The following is a 13,090-nucleotide window of genomic DNA, read 5'->3' on the forward strand; positions in this document are numbered from 1 at the left end:
CGGCCTGCACGGCCGGTTGCGGCGCGGCGGGCGCGGCGCTCGGGGCCGGCGTTTCGACGGGGACGCTGGCCTGCTGCACTTCGGCACAAGCGGAAAGGAGCACGAGCGCGGTGAGGGCGGAGGGGAGAATGAGGCGTGTCATGCGCCGGAGCATAGCGGTGCGACCTCGTGGGGCAAGGGCGGCGAACCGTCTGCCAGACACAGGGAGCCCCGGTGCCCGGATCACGGGCAGTTCGCTTGCCAACATACCAGCCCGCCCCTACCTTGCGACCATGACAATCGCACCCGTTCCGCCCCCCGCAGCACCCTTAATCGATCCCTTCGCAAGGGCGATCCGTTACCTGCGGGTTTCGGTCACCGACCGCTGCGATTTTCGCTGCGTCTACTGCATGTCCGAAAAGATGCAGTTCCTGCCCAAGAAAGAGCTGCTGACGCTCGAGGAGCTCGACCGGCTGTGCTCCTCCTTCATTCGGCTTGGCGTCGAAAAGCTGCGCATCACCGGCGGCGAGCCGCTGGTGCGGCGCAACATCATGGAGTTCTTCCGCGGCATGACGCGGCACCTGGACAGCGGCGCGCTCAAGGAGTTGACGCTGACCACCAATGGCAGCCAGCTCGGCAAATACGCCGAGGAGCTCCACGCCGCGGGCGTGCGCCGTGTGAACGTCTCGCTCGACACGCTCGACGAGGAGAAATTCGCCCGCGTCACCCGCTGGGGCCGCCTGCCGCAGGTGCTGGACGGTATCGATGCCGCCCGCGCCGCCGGGCTGAAGGTCAAGATCAACACCGTGGCGCTCAAGGGTTTCAACGAGGATGAGCTGTTCACCCTGACCGAGTTCTGCGCCGCGCGCGACATGGATCTGACCTTCATCGAGGTCATGCCGATGGGCGATATCGGCAACGAAGACCGGATCGGCCAGTACTGGAACCTGATGGATCTGCGCCACAGCCTCGGGGAGCGCTACAGCCTGCACGACCTGCCCGACCGCACCGGCGGGCCGGCGCGCTACGTCATGCTCGGCGAGACGCGCCAGCGCATCGGCTTCATCACCCCGATGAGCCATAACTTCTGCGAAAGCTGCAACCGCGTGCGCGTCACCTGCACCGGTGAGATCTACACCTGCCTCGGGCAGGAGGGCCATTCCGACCTGCGCGGCCCCTTGCGCGAAAGCGAAAGCGACGCCGGGCTGGAGCGCGCCATCCGTGCCGCCATCGCGATCAAGCCCAAGGGGCATGATTTCGATTATGACCGGCAGGAGGTCTCGGGCCGGGTCAGCCGCCACATGAGCCATACCGGGGGATGAGCCCGGCCCCCTGGCCGCTGCGGCTCTGGCTCGGCGGGTCGCGGGCGCTGCCGCGTCTGGCCGAGATCACGCTGGCGCGCCGGGTGCACCGGGGCCAGACCTCCGCCCCCGCCCGGCTGCGCGAACGGCTGGGCCGCGCCACGCTCGACCGCCCGGAAGGGCCGCTCGTCTGGATCAACGCCGCCTCGGTGGGCGAGGTCGCCTCGGTCGCCGATCTCGCGCGCGATCTGATGGCCGAGGGCGCGGCTGTTCTCGTGACCACCACCACCACCACGGGCGGGAGCCGCGTCCGGCGGATCGAGGGCGCGCTGCATCAGTACCAGCCGCTCGACACCGCCCGCGCGACGCGGGCCTTCCTCGATCACTGGCAGCCCGACCTCGCCTGCTTCGTCGAAGGCGATCTCTGGCCCCGGCTTCTGGCCGAGACCGCCGCGCGCAAGGTGCCGCTGGCGCTGCTCAACGCCCGCCCCTCGAAATCGCGCGCCCGCGCACCCCGGCTGAGCGCCGCGCTCCTGTCATGCTTCGATCTCGTCACCGCGCAGTCGGAGGCGGTGCGCGAGGACATCCTGTCGCTCGGGCTCGATCCTGCGCGGGTGCTGGCGCCCGGCGACCTCAAATCCGCGGCCAGCCCCCTGCCCGCCGATCCCGCGCGGCTGCCCCTGCTCGAAGCGGATTTCGCGGGCGCGCCCCTCTGGGCCGCCGTCTCGACCCATGCCGAGGACGAGCCCGAGGTGATCGCGGCGCATCTCGCCGCGCGCGCGGCGCATCCGGGGCTGCGGCTGATCCTCGCCCCGCGCCATCCCGACCGCGCTCCGATGGTGGAACGCGCGCTGCGCGAAGCCGGGCTTGGCGTGACGCGGGGCGAGCGGCCCGGCGATGCCGAGGTCTGGCTCGTCGATCGTATGGGCGAAACGGGGGCGATCTTCCGCCTCGCGCCGCTGGTCTTTCTCGGCGGTGCCTTCGGCCCGCAGGGCGGGCACAACCCCTGGGAGGCGGCGGCGCTGGGCGCGGCCCTGCTGCACGGGCCACGGGTGGACAACGCGGCCGGGGCCTATGCCGCGCTCGATGGGGCCGGTGCCGCGCGCGAGGTGGCCGATGGGGCAGCGCTGGGTCAGGCCGTCGCCACGCTGATCGGCACGCCGGAGCTCGGCACGATGCGCGCGGCGGCGCGAAAGGTCATGGCGGACCGCGGGCAGGCAAGGCCCGCCACGCTGGCCGCGCTGCGTGGGCTGATGGCCACACGGCTTGCGCCCGGGCACACTTCCTCTAAGGCGGCGCCATGACATTGCGCGCCGTGATCCTGAACGACACCTCCACCCGCTACCACCACGGCTGTGCCCGGGTGATGCGGCTTCTGGTCGAGGGGTTGGAGCGGCACGGGCTGACCGTGACCGCCCGCAGCCCGGCCCGGCACGACTGGGCCGCCGACGAGGGGTTTCTCGATGCCATGCACGCGGCTCAGGTCATCGTCGTCAATGGCGAAGGGACGCTGCATCACGGTCGCCCGGCGGGGGCGCGGCTCTTGGAGGTGGCGGATCATCCGGCGCGCGGCACCACGCCGCTCGCGCTCGTCAATGCGCTCTGGCAGGACAATCCCGAAAGCTGGGCCGCGCCGCTGTCGCGCTTCGACCTCATCGCCGCGCGCGACCGCGAGAGCGCGCGCGCCATGGCCGAGGCTTCGGGTACGGCTCCGCGTTGGCTGCCCGACCTCTCGCTCTCGGCCCCGGCGGGTATCGCGCCCCTGCCCCGCAACGGCGTGATCGTGGGCGACAGCGTGAAACCCGGCCCGCGCCGGGTGCTGGGCCGCGCCGGCACTCGGCTCGATGAGGTCAGGCTCGTGCCGACCAAGACGCTGAAGGGCGGGCTGTGGCGCTTTGCCCCCGCCCGCGCGGCGCTGGCGGCAGTGTGGTATGGCGGGCTGGGTCTGCCCGCGCTGGAGATGCCTGCGACAGAGGCCGCCTATCTCGACCGCATCGCCCGCGCGCGGCTGCACCTGACGGGGCGGTTTCACGCGGTCTGCCTGTCGATGCTGACCGAGACGCCCTTTCTCGCCCTGGGCTCCAACGCCTCGAAGATAGAACGCCTGCTGGCGGATGCCGGTCTCGGTCCGGCCCGGCTGCTGCCGCCCGAGGCGCTGGCAAAGCCGCCAAGCGAAGCGCCTTTCAGCGAGGGGGAATTGCAGGCGATCCGAGAATTCCGCGAGATGGCGCAGGCGCGCGCCGAAACGCTCTACGCCGATATCGCGGCGCTGGCACGGAGGGGGCAGTGAACCGGATTGGTTTCGAGATCGCGAAGCGGAGGAACGATACCGCCCGGCTCGTTCGGCTCGGCCTGACAGAGACGGAGATCCTCGACCGGCTGGCAGACCGTCATGTCGCGCTGGTGGGCAACGCCCGTTCGCTGGGCGAGACCCAGCTCGGCGCGGCCATCAATGCCGCCGGGCTGGTGATCCGGCTCAACGCCGCGCCGATGCCGGGCCCCGCCTCGCACGGGACGCGGACCGACTGGCTCGCCATGTCGGTTCCGGTGCCCGAGCCGGCGATCGTGGCGCGCGCACCGGAAGTGCTGCTTTGGATGCCAAGCAAGCGCCGGCGCCTGCCCTGGCGTATCGCCCGAAGGGAGGGCTTCCACCTCAACCCTGCCCATGCCAACGTCCGGCTGCGCGCCGAATTGGGCGCGCCCGCGACCACCGGGCTGATGCTGATCGACCTGCTGGCGCGCTCGAAGATGGCGCGGGCCGATCTCTTCGGCTTCGACTTCTTCGCTTCCAAGTCCCTGTCGGGACGGCGCGATGCCGCGCAGGTGCCGCATGATTTCGACGCGGAGCACGACTGGGTCGAACGCCTCCTTGGACGCGACCGCCGCTTCTCGCTGCGCCGTTAGCGGCGGCCCAAGAGCCGCGAGCGCAGCAGCATCCGGTACTTGTAGAGCCGCTGCTTGGCCGAAGGCGCCGCGGAAGGCGCTCGGATCGCCTCGGCGAGCTTGGCGAAATCCGCCTCGCGGCCATTGGCGCGCGCGATCCGCACGAGATCCATGGCAAAGACCTGCTCGTTGCGACGTGACAGGTCGAGTGCCTGCATCCGCTCGGTGTCGAGGACGGAATCGAGGAAGATGGGTGGCACGGCCCCGGTGGCGGCAAAGAACATCGCCTTGGTGCGCATGCATTTCGAGCAGACGCCGCAATTCTCGGGCCTGACCGCATAATCCTTGCAAAAGCTGAGCGCCGAGAGCGCGAGATCGTCATCCGCGATGGCCGCCACCTTTTCGCCGCGCGTCATCGAGGGGTCGAGCGTGCGGATGCCGAATCCCGCGCTGCCGAAGAGCCGGTTGGTCGCCCCGGTCGCGCCGTAGGGCCCGATCAGCAGCTCCTGCCAATCGGCGTGATCGGCCGAGAGCGCACCACCTTCATAGCGATCTGCAAAGAGATGGAAGCAGGCAAATATCTGAAACCCGAAGCCGAGAAACGATTCCACCCCCACCCGGCGCAACACGGAGGCAGCATCGGAGCGCACCACGAGGTGCTCCCCCGCCCGGGCTTCGCGCAGCGGTTGCGTGCGCTTCATCAGCCGGTCGAACTTTTCAGTGTCGCCGCGCCGATAATCCATGCCGAGCACTGTCATCAGATCAGGGCTGAGCCCCTCTTCGCGATGGAGCCGAGACAAGGCATGGGTCGAATCGACGCCGCCCGAATAGGCCATGAGCAGACCTCGGCCCATTGTCGGCTCGGCATCGCCATCGCTGCTTATGCGGATCGGCTGGAACAGCTCCGGTTTCCACGCGGACCAAATGACCGATAGCCGCTCGAGCCCGGCCCGCAACACCGGGCAGACGGGGGCCGCGACATGCATGTCGCGCCCGGCCCGCATCGCCACCGGCAGCGAGATGATCGCGGCACTGTTGCCGCCTGCGCCAATGTCGGCATCGGTTTCGAAAGTGAATTCCGCTGCCGAAGAGCGGACCTTCAGCACCCGCGGCGCGCGCGTGATTTTGACCTTGATCGGTTCCATCCGCTCAGGCCGCCGGCATCCGCCGTTCGACGATGCCCGCCCACCACGAGCACCCCGTCGGGATCGCCTCGTCGGAGAAATCGTATTCCGGGTGATGCACCGAGGCCGTGTCGCCATTGCCGACGAGGATGTAGGCCCCGGGCCGCTCTTCGAGCATGTAAGCGAAATCCTCGCCGCCCATTATCAGCGGCGCCTCGGCGCAATCGCCCGAGATCTCGCGCGCCACTTGGGCCGCGAACTCGGTCTCGGCACCGTGGTTGATCATCACGGGGTAGCCCTTGATGTAGTTGACCTTCGCCTCCGCGCCGTAAGCCCGCGCCGTGGTCTCGGCGATGGCGGTCAGCCGCTCTTGGCCCAGCGCGCGCAACTCGGGCGACATGGTGCGCACCGTGCCCTTCATGTGGACCCTCTGGGCGATTACGTTGAACGCCTTGGACGAGGTCTCGAAGGAGGTGACGGAGACGACGATCTGCTCGGTCGGGTCGGCGTTGCGGCTGGCGATGCTCTGCAGCGCCAGCACGACATGGCTGGCCACGAGCGTCGAATCCACCGTCTCATGCGGCTTGGCGGCATGGCCGCCGCGGCCCTCGATGGTGATCTCGAACTGGTCGGTCGAGGCGAAGAAGGCGCCCGGCCGGATCGCGAACTGCCCCAGCGGGATGCCGGGCCAGTTGTGCATGCCGTACACCTCCTGGATGCCGAAGCGCTCCATCAGCCCGTCCTCGCACATCTCGCGCCCGCCGCCGCCGCCCTCTTCGGCGGGCTGGAAGATCACCACCACCGTGCCGTCGAAGTTGCGCGTCTCGGAGAGGTACTTCGCCGCCCCCAGCAGCATCGCGGTGTGGCCGTCATGGCCGCAGGCATGCATGGCGCCACTCGTCTTGGAGGTATAGGGCTTGCCGGTCTGCTCGTGGATCGGCAGCGCATCCATGTCGGCACGCAGGCCGATGACCTTGCCCGACGCGGTCTCTTTGCCGCGGATCACCCCGACCACGCCGGTCCGGCCCAGCCCCTCGACCACCTCGTCGCAGCCGAAGGCGCGCAGCTTTTCGGCCACCAGCGCGGAGGTGCGGTGCGTCTCGTAGAGGATCTCGGGGTTCTCGTGCAGGTCGCGCCGCCACTCGGTGATCTCGGGGAGAAGCTCGGCGAAGCGGTTCTTGATCGGCATGACAGGTCCTTCGGAGCGAATTATCGGATGCGGGGCGAGACTGCGCCCAACCGCGACGGGGTGCAAGCCGGGGCGCGGCTGCCGCGCAGTCAGGGGCGCCAGTGCTCGGCCACCCAAGGGGTCGGCTTGATGTAATGGCGCAGGTAGCGCAGCGGGCGGTCCTGCCGTGTGTCCGAGAAGAGCCCGCGCAGGTGATCGCTTGCACCGTCGGGCGCATAGGGCGGGTAGTGCCCCTCGATCGCGTGGGTCGGGTGCAACCCGCCGGGAAAGATCACGACGCGGGCATCCGACGGCAGCTTGGGCGCGGCGAGGTAGTTGAGCGGAAAGGGCCTGCGGCAATGCATCCGGAAATGCCGGACCCAGGGCCTGGGAAAGAGCTTGGCCCCGCCGGGCGCGTTGCGCGTCACGAAGCGTTGCTCGAAGCGGTATTCATCGGCGATGCCCTGCGGATCGGCGCGAAACCGCTCCTGCAACGGCACGAGCTTGCCCACCGGAAAACGGAAGACAGAGGTCTGGCCGAGCTTTTCCAGCGGCGTGTTGGGGTTGCGCGACAGGATCACATCGTCGTGGTCGCCATGGGTGAAGAACTCGTCGAGCGACCCGGTGACCACGAGATCGAGATCCATGAACAGGACCGGCCCGCTGAGATCTCCAAGTTTGGGGCCCCAGAGCCGGGCTTTGGGCCAGATGCCCTTGGACTTCTTCGGCATCTCGACATCGAGCGGCGGCAGATCCCGGCAATCGACCTCTGCGCGGATGCCGTCGCGGTTGTCGGTGAAGCAGGTGAAGCTGAAAGGTGGCGTGATGTTGCGCGCCACCATGCCATAAAGCCGGTTGATGAAGGGCGCGCCGTATTTCGTGCCCCAGTTGATGCAGATCACCTGCTTGACCATTGCGCGCCTCCTCGGTTGCGGCCCCTCCCTAACGCGCCATGCGTGACGCGACCAGCCGGTGGGCGAGACGATGTCAGTGCAGCCGCTTGCGGATGCGCCGCAGCATCAGCCAGACCAGCGCCACCACCGGCAGCACCAGCGCCGCCGTCAGCGCCGTCTTGTCGATCCCCATGGGATAAGCCGCAGGACCGAGCAGGTAGGCCGCGAGGCTCACGGCGTAATAGCTGATCGCCACGACGCTGAGCCCCTCGACCGTGTGCTGCAGCCGAAGCTGCGCATCGGCGCGGCGGTCCATCGAGGCGAGCAACTCCTGGTTCTGGGCGGAGCGCTCGACATCGACCCGCGTGCGCAGAAGATCGCCTGCGCGCGCCGCGCGCTCGGACATGGCGGCGAGGCGGCGATCGGTCGATTCGACCGTGCGCATCGCCGGATCGAAGCGGCGCATCATGAACTCGGCAAAGCTCTGCCGCCCGCCGAAGCGCGTCTCGCGCAGCACGCCGATGCGCTGGTTGACCAGCGTCTCGTAGGCGCGCGTGGCGCCCGAGCGGAAGCCCGATTGCGCGCGCAGCTTTTCGAGCTCGGCCGAGACCTCGAGCAGCACCGCCAGCGTTGCCGCCGGATCGCCCGGCCCGGCCGCCATCTCCGCCACGAGATCGGACAGGCGGTCCTCCAGCGCGCCGATGCGCGGCCCCATGGCGCGCGCCTGCGCCAGCCCCAGCATCGCCATGGTCTTGTAGGTCTCGATCTCGCACAGCCGCTGCACCACCCGGCCGATGCGCCGCTCGCCCGTACCGGGCCGGGCAAAGACGGCAAAGCGCATGTGCCCCGCCGCATCGATGCGAAAATCCCCCGCGACGATCAGCTGATCGTCGAGCACCCGGCTCACGGCCATGCTCTCGGCCACGAACCATGCCTCCGCCCGCCGCGCGATCTCATCCTCGCCCGCCGCCAGCTCCACCCGAATGAGCGCCGAGGTGAGCCGGCGGCCCGGTGCCGCGTCGAGCCAGTCGGTCGGAAACCCCGCGAGCCCCTCGCGGAACGGCGGCTCGGAGGCGCCGTCGCTCAGGATCATGTAGGTGGCGAACTCGGTATGGCTTTCCCATTTCAGCCGGTGCCGCCCGATCTGCCCCGACCAATGCGTGGCGCCGGGCTGCGGATGCGCCGCGCCGAACCAGTCGAGCAGCGCCAAAAGATGCGCGCGCTCGGCCTCCAGGTCGCGCGGGCTGCCTTCCGCCGGGCCGATGGCCAGGAACGCCGCCTGCCCCGGCGCGCCGAGGCTCGGAAAGGGACGCGCGTGCAGCTCGTTGGCCAACTCCTGGCGAAGGGGGTGATCGGTGAGGGTCATGGCGGCTCCGGACGGCTGACGTGGCGTGAGGATGACCGGCGCGCGCATTGCTGTAAACCGCCGAAAACCACGCACGCTCAGCATGTTGGCGCATGCGTTCGCATACCGCGTCCGGGCTGTGCGGCTCTTGAGGTTTCGCTCGCGCCGCCCCGGCCCCATATCGGGAATCGAACGCCAGGAGCCGACATGCAGAAGTTTTCCCTACTCGACCTTGCCCCCGTCACCGAAGACGAAACCCCGGCGCAGGCGCTGGCCCATGCCGCCGATCTCGCCCGCCACGCCGAAGCCCTGGGCTATCACCGCTATTGGCTGGCCGAGCATCACAACATGCCCGGTATCGCCTCCGCCGCCACCGCCGTGGCGATCGGCCACGTCGCGCAGGCGACATCGACCATCCGCGTCGGCGCGGGCGGCATCATGCTGCCCAACCACGCGCCGCTCGTCGTGGCCGAGCAGTTCGGCACGCTCGATGCGCTGCACCCCGGCAGGATCGATCTCGGTCTCGGGCGTGCGCCGGGCACCGACGGGGCCACCGCGCAGGCGCTGCGCCGCTACAACCAATCCGCCGATGCCTTCCCGCAGGACGTGGTGGAGCTGATCTCCTATCTCGACGATGACGAGGGCAAGGGCCCGGTGCGCGCGGTGCCCGGCATGGGCTCGCACCTGCCGGTCTGGATCCTGGGCTCCTCGACCTTCGGCGCGCAGCTCGCCGCCTATCTCGGCCTGCCCTACGCCTTTGCCAGCCATTTCGCACCGCAGATGCTGGAGCCCGCGATCCAGGCCTACCGCGATGGCTTCCGCCCCTCCGAGCGGTTTGAGGCACCCTATTTCATGATGGCCGCAGGGCTGCACGCCGCCGACACGGACGAGGAGGCGCAGTATCACCGCTCCTCGCAGATCCTGTCCTTCGCGCGGCTGCGCACCGGCACGCCAGGGCGTCTGTCGCGCCCGGTCGAGAACCTGGCCGACCACGTGCCCGCCAGCGCCATCGCGGGCGCCGAAGCCGCGCTGTCGGTCTCGGCCACCGGAGGCCCGGACACGGTGCGCCGCCAGCTGCGCGACCTCATCGACCGCTACCGGCCCGACGAGCTGATGCTCACCGGCATGATGTTCGACCCACAGGCGCGCAAGCGCAGCTTCGAGATCGGCGCCGAAGTGCTGTCGGAGATGAAAACGCCCGCCATGGCCTGAGCCATGACGGGCGCGATATCGCGATGCGGGCGGCGCGAGCCGCCCGTTTTTGTTCAGATCACCACCACGTCCAGCGGCGGGAAGCCGTTGAAGCAGACCGAGGAATAGGTCGAGGTATAGGCCCCGGTGTTGCGGATGAGCACCCGGTCGCCCGACTTGAGGTTCAAGGGCAGGTTCACGGGCCGCTTTTCGTAGAGCACGTCGGCACTGTCGCAGGACGGACCGGCAAGGATGCAAGGCCCGGTCGTCTCGCCGTCATGCGGGGTGACGAACTGGTAGCGGATCGCCTCGCCCTCGGTCTCCGCGAGGCCCGAAAAACGGCCGATCGAGAGATAGACCCAGCGGTGCATGTCGCGCTCGGACTTGCGCGAGGTGAGCATCACCTCGCAGGCGATCACCCCCGCCTCGGCGACCATGCCGCGGCCCGGCTCGGCCATGATGCGGCGCGCGCCCGGAAAGCGGTCCTCGACCAGCGCCATGACGGCGGCGGCGTAATCCGTCGGCGCCTGGATCTCCTCGCCGTAGAAGGCCGGGAAACCGCCGCCGATGTTCAAAAGCTCCAGATCATGGCCCGCCTCGCGCGCCGCCGTCCAGATGGTCGACAGCTCGTCGAGCACCGGCGCCCACATCTCGGCGTGGCGCGTCTGCGAGCCCACGTGGAACGAGAAGCCCAGCGGCTCCAGCCCCAGCTCGATGGCGCGGTCGAGAAGCTTCAGCGCGGTGTCGCGGTCGCAGCCGAACTTGCGGGTGAGCGGCCAGTCGGCGGTCGAGGTCTCGACGATCAGCCGGACATAGACCTGCGCGCCCGGCGCGTGCTCGGCGATCTTCTCCAACTCTTCCTCGGCATCGACCGCGAACATGCGGATGCCCGCGTGATGCGCGAAGGCGATGTCGGAGGCGCGCTTGATGGTGTTGCCGAAGGAGACATGCTCGGGCCGCGCGCCCTGGGACAGGCACAGCTCGATCTCGGCGCGCGAGGCGGCGTCGAAATGCGAGCCGAGCGCCACGAGCCGCTCGATGATCGCGGGATGCGGGTTGGCCTTGACCGCGTAATGGATGTCCGCCCGGCCCAGACCAGCGCGCAGCGCCTCGAACTGGGTCTCCACGCGGTCGATGTCAATAACCAGCGTCGGGTGATCGAACTCGGCGGCAGCGGCATAGGCCTCCAGGCGGGAGTCGACGGCGAAAGAGGGGGCGCTGGCGCCCGCGTAATATGCAGTCATGTGCATCTCCGATAGACAGACGGGGGCCCGGAGGGGCCGGCGGTTCCAAGGGAGACGTTACCGTCGCTGCATAAACGCGTGCTGGTCTGTGCGTAGGCCCCCCGAGGGAGACTTGCGTCCAGGCGTGGCCAGAGGCGCGTGCGTTGGCGTCTTGAGGGGGCATTTGGGGCAAACACCGAGTCGGATCAAGGGGAAATCCCGGACATGACGAGATTTTTTCACGAACCGGTTTTGCACCCTGATCCCCCTTGTCCTATAGGGGTTCACCGCAGTCCCGGAGGGCCCCATGCCGCGTCTCGTCCTGTTCAACAAGCCGATGAACGTGCTGTCGCAGTTCACCGACGCGCGCAGCCCCTCGCCCCGCGCCACCCTGTCGGACTTCATCGACCGGCCCGGCGTCTATCCCGCAGGCCGGCTCGATCGCGACAGCGAAGGGCTGATGCTGCTCACCGATGACGGGCGTCTGCAGGCGCGGATTGCCGACCCAAGGCACAAGATGGAGAAGACCTATCTCGCGCAGGTCGAAGGTGCGCCCACCGAGGCCGATCTGGAGCCGCTGCGCCGGGGGCTGACGCTCAAGGACGGGCAGACGAAGCCCGCCCGCGCCCGGCTGATCGATCCGCCCGAGTTGTGGGAGCGCGACCCGCCGGTGCGGTTTCGCAAATCCGTGCCCGATGCCTGGATCGAGATCGCGATCCGCGAGGGGCGCAACCGACAGGTCCGCCGCATGACCGCCGCCGTCGGCCTGCCCACGCTGCGGCTGGTGCGCTGGCGCATCGGCAACTGGGCGCTCGACAGGCTGGCACCGGGGGACTGGCGCGAGATCGACGCCTGAGCCGAGGGGAGGCAGCGTCGGATGTGCGTATTTGGAGAAAGATGAAAGGGATCAGCGCGCCACGCGGCCCGGCTGCCAAGTGGCAAATGTCACCGTCAGCGCGGCCCCGGTGATCGCCGCCACCCCCAGAAGGCCGAGCCCGTCGGGCATCGCCCCGAACAGCGCCGCGTCGAACAGCAGCGCCCAGACCAGCCCGGTGAAATCGAACGGCGCCAGAACCCCGACCGGGGCCCGCGCCACCGCCTCGGTCGCCGCGACATGCGCCAGCCCGCCCGTCAGCCCCGCGCCGATCAGCCAAAGCGTCATCTCGCCCGAGGGCATCGCCCAGCCGAAGGGCCACGTCGCGAGCCCCGCCAGCGCCGAGACGGCGGCGAACCAGAAGGCGATGGTCGAGGGCCGTTCGCTCTGCGTCATCGATTTGATGTGCACCCGCACGAAGGCCATCGTCACCGCATAGCCAAAGCCCGCCGCCACGCCGATCAGCGCGCCCTGCCCCGGCGCCTCCAGCGCCGATTCCAGCATCGCCAGGACGCCCGCGAACCCCAGCGCGGCGCCCCCCCCAGACCAGCCCGCCGATCCGCTCGCCCAAAAGCAACGCCGCCAGCGGCAGCGTCAGCACTGGCGCGAGATAGCCCAGCGCCTGCGCATTGGCGACCGGCAGATAGGCCAGCGAGACGAAGGACAGCGCCATCGACACGGCCCCGAACAGGCTGCGCGTCAGATGCAGGCCGGGGCGGCGCGTGGCGATGGCGGAGGGAAACTCACGGCAGAGCGCCATGTAGGCGCAGATCGGGATCAGGGCAACGCCCGAGCGCCAGAACACGATCTGCCCCAGCCCCACCTCGCGCGTGGCCACCGCCACCATCGCCGACATCGCGGTGATGAGAAAGGCGGCCAGTAGCCGCAGGCCGATGCCGTTCAAGGGAGAGTGTTCCGCCATGGCGCGATCCTTGCCCATAGAGCCACCCCTCACAATGCGAAAGGCCCCGCACATGGCGGGGCCTTCCTGTGATGTGGTCCGATCAGGCGATCTTGGTCAGCAGCTCGTCGAGCGACTTTTTCGCATCGCCGTAGAACATGCGTGTGTTGTCCTTGAAGAAGAGCGGGTTCTCGATGCCGGAGTAGCC

At 69.2% G+C, this 13,090-nt stretch carries 13 protein-coding genes and 1 pseudogene; 6 read left to right on the forward strand and 8 right to left on the reverse strand.

The features are described from left to right. Positions 1-272: 272 nt before the first annotated feature. The 4 genes from moaA to NHG85_RS08250 are packed head-to-tail and all read left to right on the forward strand — an operon-like array spanning position 273 to position 4,184. Positions 273-1,301, forward strand: a complete 1,029-nt coding sequence (moaA, locus tag NHG85_RS08235; protein ID WP_253331434.1) for a GTP 3',8-cyclase MoaA — start codon at positions 273-275, stop codon at positions 1,299-1,301. Continuing rightward, entirely contained in the window at positions 1,298-2,584 is a 1,287-nt protein-coding gene (locus NHG85_RS08240) for a 3-deoxy-D-manno-octulosonic acid transferase (RefSeq protein WP_253331436.1), read from the forward strand. The genes moaA and NHG85_RS08240 overlap by 4 nt, the downstream gene beginning before the upstream one ends. Continuing rightward, a complete protein-coding gene (locus NHG85_RS08245; protein WP_253331438.1) occupies positions 2,581-3,570 on the forward strand; it encodes a polysaccharide pyruvyl transferase family protein in 990 nt (329 codons plus the stop codon). The genes NHG85_RS08240 and NHG85_RS08245 overlap by 4 nt, the downstream gene beginning before the upstream one ends. Further along, entirely contained in the window at positions 3,567-4,184 is a 618-nt protein-coding gene (locus tag NHG85_RS08250; RefSeq protein WP_253331440.1) for a glycosyltransferase family 29 protein, read from the forward strand. The genes NHG85_RS08245 and NHG85_RS08250 overlap by 4 nt, the downstream gene beginning before the upstream one ends. Here NHG85_RS08250 and NHG85_RS08255 read toward each other — a convergent pair. The 4 genes from NHG85_RS08255 to NHG85_RS08270 all read right to left on the reverse strand — a co-directional run bounded on the left by NHG85_RS08255 (position 4,181) and on the right by NHG85_RS08270 (position 8,714). After that, positions 4,181-5,308, reverse strand: coding sequence for a hypothetical protein (locus NHG85_RS08255; protein WP_253331442.1), 1,128 nt, complete (start codon positions 5,306-5,308; stop codon positions 4,181-4,183). The two genes, NHG85_RS08250 and NHG85_RS08255, sit on opposite strands and share 4 nt — an antisense overlap. 4 nt (positions 5,309-5,312) lie before the next feature. Continuing rightward, positions 5,313-6,476, reverse strand: a complete 1,164-nt coding sequence (locus NHG85_RS08260) for a M20 aminoacylase family protein (RefSeq protein ID WP_253331443.1) — start codon at positions 6,474-6,476, stop codon at positions 5,313-5,315. Between the two features lie 89 nt (positions 6,477-6,565). Continuing rightward, entirely contained in the window at positions 6,566-7,369 is an 804-nt protein-coding gene (locus NHG85_RS08265; protein WP_253331444.1) for a glycosyl transferase, read from the reverse strand. 73 nt (positions 7,370-7,442) lie between these two features. After that, complete coding sequence (locus NHG85_RS08270; protein WP_253331445.1) at positions 7,443-8,714, reverse strand: DUF3422 family protein; 1,272 nt, start codon at positions 8,712-8,714, stop codon at positions 7,443-7,445. 186 nt (positions 8,715-8,900) lie between these two features. On the opposite strand from NHG85_RS08270, the gene NHG85_RS08275 reads away from it, so the two are divergent. Next, positions 8,901-9,905, forward strand: coding sequence for an LLM class flavin-dependent oxidoreductase (locus NHG85_RS08275; protein ID WP_253331446.1), 1,005 nt, complete (start codon positions 8,901-8,903; stop codon positions 9,903-9,905). 53 nt (positions 9,906-9,958) lie between these two features. Here NHG85_RS08275 and NHG85_RS08280 read toward each other — a convergent pair whose 3' ends face one another. Further along, positions 9,959-11,128 carry a type III PLP-dependent enzyme gene (locus tag NHG85_RS08280; RefSeq protein WP_253331447.1) on the reverse strand — a complete coding sequence of 390 codons (1,170 nt, stop codon included), beginning with the start codon at positions 11,126-11,128 and terminating at the stop codon, positions 9,959-9,961. A gap of 286 nt (positions 11,129-11,414) precedes the next feature. Here NHG85_RS08280 and NHG85_RS08285 point away from each other — a divergent pair, with 286 nt between their 5' ends. Continuing rightward, positions 11,415-11,963 carry a pseudouridine synthase gene (locus NHG85_RS08285; RefSeq protein WP_253331449.1) on the forward strand — a complete coding sequence of 183 codons (549 nt, stop codon included), beginning with the start codon at positions 11,415-11,417 and terminating at the stop codon, positions 11,961-11,963. 51 nt (positions 11,964-12,014) lie between these two features. Here the strand turns inward: NHG85_RS08285 and NHG85_RS08290 are convergent, their stop codons facing one another. The 3 genes and pseudogenes from NHG85_RS08290 to NHG85_RS08300 all read right to left on the reverse strand — a co-directional run. Beyond that, positions 12,015-12,485: a DMT family transporter gene (locus tag NHG85_RS08290; protein ID WP_253331451.1), complete on the reverse strand. Its 471-nt coding sequence runs from the start codon at positions 12,483-12,485 to the stop codon at positions 12,015-12,017. A gap of 97 nt (positions 12,486-12,582) precedes the next feature. Continuing rightward, positions 12,583-12,957 (reverse strand): annotated as a pseudogene (locus NHG85_RS08295) (DMT family transporter); the annotation flags it as partial. Positions 12,958-12,985: 28 nt separating this feature from the next. Continuing rightward, positions 12,986-13,090, reverse strand: a 105-nt coding sequence (locus NHG85_RS08300) for an NAD(P)(+) transhydrogenase (Re/Si-specific) subunit beta (RefSeq protein WP_253331452.1), incomplete at its 5' end; no start/stop codon positions are given.

Origin of the sequence: Limimaricola litoreus, from assembly GCF_024159025.1 — a bacterium.
GTDB classification, from domain to species: domain Bacteria; phylum Pseudomonadota; class Alphaproteobacteria; order Rhodobacterales; family Rhodobacteraceae; genus Limimaricola; species Limimaricola litoreus.

Excerpts from the sequence above, each read along its gene's own strand:
- NHG85_RS08245 (WP_253331438.1), top strand. The coding sequence starts at position 2,581 with ATGACATTGCGCGCCGTGATCCTGAACGACACCTCCACCCGCTACCAC.
- NHG85_RS08260 (WP_253331443.1), bottom strand. The coding sequence starts at position 6,476 with ATGCCGATCAAGAACCGCTTCGCCGAGCTTCTCCCCGAGATCACCGAG.
- NHG85_RS08255 (WP_253331442.1), bottom strand. The coding sequence starts at position 5,308 with ATGGAACCGATCAAGGTCAAAATCACGCGCGCGCCGCGGGTGCTGAAG.
- NHG85_RS08270 (WP_253331445.1), bottom strand. The coding sequence starts at position 8,714 with ATGACCCTCACCGATCACCCCCTTCGCCAGGAGTTGGCCAACGAGCTG.
- NHG85_RS08275 (WP_253331446.1), top strand. The coding sequence starts at position 8,901 with ATGCAGAAGTTTTCCCTACTCGACCTTGCCCCCGTCACCGAAGACGAA.
- NHG85_RS08290 (WP_253331451.1), bottom strand. The coding sequence starts at position 12,485 with ATGCTGGAATCGGCGCTGGAGGCGCCGGGGCAGGGCGCGCTGATCGGC.
- NHG85_RS08265 (WP_253331444.1), bottom strand. The coding sequence starts at position 7,369 with ATGGTCAAGCAGGTGATCTGCATCAACTGGGGCACGAAATACGGCGCG.
- NHG85_RS08285 (WP_253331449.1), top strand. The coding sequence starts at position 11,415 with ATGCCGCGTCTCGTCCTGTTCAACAAGCCGATGAACGTGCTGTCGCAG.
- moaA (WP_253331434.1), top strand. The coding sequence starts at position 273 with ATGACAATCGCACCCGTTCCGCCCCCCGCAGCACCCTTAATCGATCCC.
- NHG85_RS08280 (WP_253331447.1), bottom strand. The coding sequence starts at position 11,128 with ATGACTGCATATTACGCGGGCGCCAGCGCCCCCTCTTTCGCCGTCGAC.
- NHG85_RS08240 (WP_253331436.1), top strand. The coding sequence starts at position 1,298 with ATGAGCCCGGCCCCCTGGCCGCTGCGGCTCTGGCTCGGCGGGTCGCGG.